Genomic DNA, 6578 nt, shown 5'->3' with positions numbered 1-6578 from the left:
CCAGAAGCTGCCGCGCCCCGGACGCGACGAGTCGACCGCGCGGGCGAGTCATCCCGACGGCGGCAGGCCCGTCCGTGACGACCTGAACCGAAGCACCCGCTCCGGTGGATCGGCCGTGACCGCGCGTCCCGGCGCAGGTCCGGGCCGCCGTCCCGGTGGGCCGACCACCGGCGAACGCCGAGCCACCGGCACCGGCGGCACCCCGCCGCCGAGTGGGCCACGTAACCGCCGCGATGGTGGCGGGGGCGACGACGGCTCCGGTAAGGGTGGTTCGGTGAGGAAAATGCCGTGGCGGGCCATTCGCCGGACCATGTACGTGCTGATGGCGCTCGCCATCGTCGTACCGAGCGCGGTGTTCCTCGTCGCCTACACGGCGGTCTCGGTGCCCAAGCCGGGCGATCTGGAGACCAACCAGGTCGCGATGATCTACGCCAACGACGGCACCACCGAGATCAGCAAGGTGGTCCCGCCGCAGGGCAACCGCACCGAGGTCTCGATCGATCAGATCCCGCCGCACGTGCGCAATGCCGTGATCGCGGCCGAGGACCGCGACTTCTACACCAACCCGGGTTTCTCGGTGTCGGGCTTCGCCCGCGCCGCGCGCGACAACATCCTCGGCAAGGAAAGCGCCGGTGGTGGCTCCACGATCACCCAGCAGTACGTGAAGAACGCGCTGGTCGGTGACGAGCGGTCGATGACCCGAAAGATGCACGAGCTGGTCATCTCGGCCAAGATGGCCCGGCAGTGGAGCAAGGAAGACATCCTCGCCGCCTACCTGAACACCATCTACTTCGGCCGTGGCGCGTACGGCATCGACGCGGCGTCGAAGGCCTACTTCGGCAAGCCGGTGCAGGAGCTGACCGTGGCCGAGGGCGCCGTGCTGGCCGCGACCATCCAGCTGCCCTCGCTGCTCGATCCGGAGAAGAACCCCGAGGGCGCCAAGACCCGCTGGAACTACGTGCTCGACGGCATGGTCAGCGGCAACAACCTGCCCGCGGCCGAGCGCGCCTCGATGCAGTACCCGCAGGTGGTCGCGCTGGCCTCGCTCAACGACAGCAACCAGGACGAGGGTCCCGGCGGTCTGGTGAAGAACCAGGTGCTCAAGGAGCTGTCGGCGGCGGGCATCAGCGAGCAGCAGCTCAACACCGAGGGCCTGCAGATCACCACCACGATCGACCCCAAGGCGCAGGAGGCCGCGGTCAACGCCGCGCAGTCCAAGCTGCAGGGCGAGCCGGAGAACCTGCGGACCGCGGTCGTCTCGATCGACCCGCGCACCGGCGCGGTCCGCGCCTACTACGGCGGTGAGGACGGCCAGGGCTTCGACTTCGCCAACGCCGGTCTGCCGACGGGCTCCTCGTTCAAGGTGATCGGCCTGGCCGCGAACCTCGAGATGGGCATCCCGCTCTCGCAGCTGTACGACAGCTCGCCGATCACCGTCAACGGCATCCAGATCGGCAACGTCGAGGGCGAGTCCTGCGGCATGTGCACCATCGCCGAGGCGCTCAAGCGCTCGCTGAACACCAGCTTCTACCGGATGCAGCTGGACATGCAGAACGGTCCGCAGAAGATCGCGGACATGGGCCACAAGCTCGGCATCCCCGAGGAACTGCCCGGCATCGGCAAGACCCTGACCGAGCCCAACGGCGCCGGTCCGAACAACGGCATCGTGCTGGGCCAGTACCAGTCGCGTCCGCTGGACATGGCCTCGGCCTATGCCACGCTGGCGGCCTCGGGCATGTACCACGCGCCGCACTTCGTGCAGCGGGTCGTGACCGCCGACGGTCAGGTGCTGCTCGATCGCGGCGAGCCCGCGGGTGAGCAGCGGGTGAGCGCGGCGGTGGCCGACAACGTCACCGCGGCGATGAAGCCGATCGCGGCGTACTCGCGCAACCACAACCTGGCGGGCGGGCGCGAGTCGGCCTCCAAGACCGGTACCCACCAGCTCGGCGACACCGGCAACAACCGCGACGCCTGGATGGTCGGCTACACCCCGTCGCTGTCGACCGCGGTCTGGGTCGGTACCGAGCAGGGCGATCCGCTGCGCAACTACGGTGGCGGCAGCATCTACGGTTCCGGTCTGCCCTCCGACATCTGGAAGGCGACGATGGACGGCGCGCTGGCCGGCACACCGAACGAGTCGTTCCCCAAGCCCGCCCCGATCAAGGGCCAGGCGGGCGTGCCGGAATGGTCGGCGCCCTACACCGCCCCGTCGACCACCGCGCCGACGATCGCCCCGCCGGTGATCGTGCCGTCGCAGGTCGAGATCCTGCCCGGCATCCGGATCCCGGTGCCCGGCGTGCAGCAGCCCGCCGGCCAGCAGCCCTCGCAGCAGACGCCGGAGACGACCACCGGCCCGCTGCCGGGTCAGCCGACCGCCCCGGCGGACGGCTCCCCGCCGACCAACGGCAACACCAACGGCAACGGCAACAGCACCCGGCCGGGTGCGGGCGCGAACGGCACCGAGGGCGGCGGAGGCACCACGCCGACCAGATCCCGGTAGCCTCGGATGTCGTGACCGATCAGCAACTCGCGGACCAGCCGGCGTCGAGTGGTACCCGGCCGGGCCGCGAAGTGCAGTACGTCGCGCCCGCCCAGCTGGCCCCCGACCTGCGCTCGATCGACGCGCGAGACCGGCCCAGCCGCAACGATTCGCTGACCGCGCAGCTGTCGACCGTGATCGGCGGACCGGTCGGAGATCACGCGCTGATCGGCCGGGTGCGGTTCTGGACGCCGCTGCGGGTGATGTTCGCCTTCACCGTGGTGTTCCTCGCGCTCGGCTGGACGGCGAAGGCGGGCTGCATCCAGCAGACCTCCGACGGCGCGGGCGGGCTGATGCTCGACTGGAACAACGGCCGTCAGTACGTGGCCATGTGCTACTCGGACACGGTGCCGCTCTACGGCGCCGAACGACTCAACGAGGGCGCGTTCCCGTACAAGAAGTCCTGGACCGAGTCGACGCCCGACGGCGGCACCGAGACCAGATACATGGAGTATCCGGTCCTTTCGGGCCTCTACCAGTACGTCGCGATGCAGCTCGGCAACGTGTGGGACCACCTGCCGCTGCCCGGCGCGCTGTCGGTGGTGGTGTATTTCAACGTCGTCGCGCTCGGTCTGTCGGTGGGCTGGCTGATCACCGTCTGGGCGTCGTCGCGACTAGCCGGGCGGCGGGTCTGGGACGCGGCGCTGATCGCGGTGTCGCCGTTGGTGATCGTGCACGCGTTCACCAACTTCGACGCGCTGGCAACGGCTTTCGCGGCCACCGGCCTGCTGGCCTGGGCTCGGCGCAAGCCGGTGCTGGCCGGCGTGCTGCTCGGTCTCGGCGGCGCCGCGAAACTGTATCCGCTGCTGCTGCTCGGCCCGATCCTGGTGCTGTGCCTGCGCGCCGACCCGATGCAGCGCCAGCCCGCCGCGCGCGCGGGTCTGCGGCTGCGTGATGTCGACAGCATCGACAGCGCGCGGACCTGGATCCGCGAGACACCGGCCCGCACCCATCTGTTCGCGCTGCGCCCGCTCGGCGCGGCCGTGCTCGCCATCCTCGCCGCGGCGGGCACCTGGATCGCGGTGAACCTGCCGATCGCCGTGCTGTACCCGGACGGCTGGCGAGAGTTCTTCCGGCTCAACACCACCCGGCACGCCGACCCGGATTCGATCTACAACGTGATCACCTCCTTCACCGGCTGGGGCGGGTTCGACGGCGAGCTCGCGCACGGACAGCCGCCGACGGTGCTGAACACGGTCTCGCTGCTGCTGTTCCTGCTCGCCTGCGCTGGCATCGCCTATCTGGCGCTGACCGCGGCCCGCCGCCCGCGCGTGGCCCAGCTGTGCTTCCTGGTCGTGGCCGCGTTCCTGCTGACGAACAAGGTGTGGAGCCCCCAGTACTCGCTGTGGCTGGTGCCGCTGGCCGTGCTCGCGCTGCCGCATCGGCGAATCCTGCTGGCCTGGATGACGATCGACGCGCTCGTCTGGGTGCCCCGGATGTACTACTACCTCGGCGAGGACGCCAAGGGCCTGCCCGAGCAGTGGTTCACCGGCACCGTGGTGCTGCGCGATCTGGCCGTCCTCGGCCTGTGCGCGCTGATCGTGCACGAGATCCTGCGCCCGCAGGACGATCTGGTGCGCCGCGACTTCGTCGACGATCCGGCGGGCGGGGTCCTGGACCGCGCCCCCGACCCATTGCTGCCGTGGCTGCCGGAGTTCCTGCGCCCCCGGCAGGCGTGCACCAGCTCGCGCCCCGCCGCGATGGTCGAATGACCGGCTACATCCGCAGGTAGCGGGCCTGGAGCTCGGGTTCGGCCGGGAGCATGTCGAGGTCGAGTTCCCAGGCGTTGCCGGTCCACGGATCGAACAGCGGGGTGCCGGGGACCGTGGGCAGGTGCCTGCACGACTGCGACAGCAGCGACAGCGGTCCGTCACCGAAGTCGACGCCGCCGCTGCCGACGATCACCAGCGACAGCCCGATCAGGTCGCCGCGCACCATCAGCTGACCTAGGCGCACCACGTCGGCGGCCTGGTAACCGTGCGGGAAGTCGGCCGCGACGAGAATCCGGTGCTCGGCGGGCGGCACGGCTTGCCCACTGTTGTAGGCGATGTCGGCCAGCTCGGCCGCGTGCGCGAGTTCACCGAGACGCGCGGGGATATCGGCGTGATCGGCGATCACCGGCCCGGCGAGCAGCGGCGTGAGCGGGGCGGCGAGCCCGCGCAGACCGCCGGAGAGATCGATCAGGTCGACGCGGGTCGGCTTGTCCGGCAGCGCCGCGACCAGCCGGGCCACCAGAGCGCCGACCACCCGGGACGCGGCAGCGCTGGACTCGGTGTCGACCCACAGCGGCCGATTCAGCGGCACCGGAACGCAATACGGCACGCGCAGCGCACCGCGATCGAGGGCGTACAGCTCGCCGAGCCGGATGCCGTCGCTGCGTACGGCTTTCGTGGTCCAGGCCGGGGCCAGCCAGGACGCCAGCGCGGCCGGCATCACCGCGTCGGCCTCGGCGATCTCGCGACCGAGCTGGTCGCTGTCGCGCCGATGGTTGCCGTCGGCGACGCCGACCAGCTCGTCGTGGCGGCGCTGCGCGGCGGCGCGCGCGGCGTCGGCCGCCGGGGTGTTGCGAGTGGCCGGATTCGACACCGCTTCGGACAGTTCCTGATCCAGCCGATTCGCGGCGTAGTCGCGGGCCGAGAGCAGGGCGGCCGCCGAGCGGGCCGCGTCCTCGAAGATCATCCACATCCGCTGCAGGCCGTGATCGACCTCCAGCGGAACGCCGGGCGCCGCGGTGGTGGCGGGCCGCTCGACCGTCTCGGTCGGCNGTCCTCGAAGATCATCCACATCCGCTGCAGGCCGTGATCGACCTCCAGCGGAACGCCGGGCGCCGCGGTGGTGGCGGGCCGCTCGACCGTCTCGGTCGGCGCGGTCGCTCGCGGTGTCGCCGGGGCGGGCACGCCGTGCGCGGGCAGCAGCTGCGCCGCGCCGCCGTCGTAGCCCTGTCCCAGTGCGCGCAGCTTCCAGCCGCCACCGCGCCGGTACACCTCGAGGCAGATCAGCGCGCTCTCCCCCGCGGTCGGAGCGACCACGAATTCCGCGGTGGGCGAGCCGTTCTCGGCCAGCGTCGCGGTGACGTCGCCGAGCACGTGCCCGGCGGTGACGTAGAGCAGCACGGCGTTCGCGTCCGACCTGACCTGCGCCAGTGCGATGTCCACCGCGCCACCGGCGAAGGTGACGCCGGGAGCCGCGGGCCGCGACGCGCACACATGATCGTGCTCGTCGCGCACCCGCAGATTCTCGTCCACCACCAGCGCGCCGAGTTCGACGGTACCGGCGGTCTGTGCGGTGAAGCGCACGATGTCGGCGGACAGTGCGGTGTTCTGGCCCGCCTTCAGGTGAATCACGTCGTCATGCCTGCTCTGTGTCGTCCTGCCTTAGTCGCTGCCGAGGAACCGGCCCAGCTGGGGCACGGCCTCGCCGGGATGCTTGGCCTGGAAGCCCTCGCCCAGCGCCTGCATCTTCCAGTCGGCGCCGACCCGGTACACCTTGGCCATCGCCATCGCCGTGAACGGCATGCCACCCGCGAGGGTGTAGCGGGCCAGCTCGCCGTTGTTGGCGCCATCGATCAAGCGGCAGAAAGCGTTCTGCACCTGCTCGAAGGTGTGGCCCTTGTACGAGGTGACGATGAACAGCAGCGTGGAGATGTGCGCGGGGATCCGGGTGAGGTCGACCAGGATCATCTCGTCGTCGCCTTCGCCCTCACCGGTGAGGTTGTCACCCTGGTGGCGGACCGAACCGTCCTTGGACGACAGCTGGCCGTAGTAGGCGACGTCGACGAGGTTGTTGTCGGCGAACAGGCACACCGAGGCGTCGAGGTCGATGTCGACGGTGCGGTTGCCGAACATGCCGCGGGTGCGCACCGGGTCCCAGCCCAGGCCCATCTTGACGAAGGTGAGCGCGGCGCCGCCGTCCTTTCGGAGCGTGACGCGCTGCCCCTTCTGCAGGCTGACCGGGCGATCCTTGCTCAGGCTGATCTCACCGGCGGGCTGCGGCGGCGCGGCCTGCGCCGGCGGCGGGTAACCGGGGCCGGGGCCGGCCG

Annotated in this window: 4 protein-coding genes; 2 read left to right on the top strand and 2 right to left on the bottom strand. The window is 70.9% G+C overall.

Going from position 1 to position 6578, the window contains the following annotated elements; all coding sequences use genetic code 11:
- Positions 1-283: 283 nt before the first annotated feature.
- Positions 284-2500, top strand: a complete 2217-nt coding sequence (locus V8688_RS30800; RefSeq protein WP_342802267.1) for a transglycosylase domain-containing protein — start codon at positions 284-286, stop codon at positions 2498-2500.
- A gap of 71 nt (positions 2501-2571) precedes the next feature.
- Positions 2572-4251 (top strand): glycosyltransferase 87 family protein, encoded by a 1680-nt coding sequence (locus V8688_RS30795; protein ID WP_218715857.1) that lies wholly within the window; start codon positions 2572-2574, stop codon positions 4249-4251.
- Positions 4252-5214: 963 nt separating this feature from the next.
- Here V8688_RS30795 and V8688_RS30790 read toward each other — a convergent pair.
- Together V8688_RS30790 and V8688_RS30785 are read right to left on the bottom strand one after the other, a co-directional pair.
- Complete coding sequence (locus tag V8688_RS30790; RefSeq protein ID WP_342802266.1) at positions 5215-5883, bottom strand: TerD family protein; 669 nt, start codon at positions 5881-5883, stop codon at positions 5215-5217.
- Positions 5884-5913: 30 nt separating this feature from the next.
- A partial coding sequence (locus V8688_RS30785; RefSeq protein ID WP_342802265.1) for a TerD family protein occupies positions 5914-6578 on the bottom strand: 665 nt, incomplete at its 5' end.

Origin of the sequence: Nocardia sp. No.11 (genome assembly GCF_038752175.1) — a bacterium.
GTDB classification, from domain to species: Bacteria; Actinomycetota; Actinomycetes; order Mycobacteriales; family Mycobacteriaceae; genus Nocardia; species Nocardia canadensis.
The sequence above is the reverse complement of the archived record's forward strand: the minus strand, read 5'-3'. Positions and strand labels throughout refer to the sequence as shown.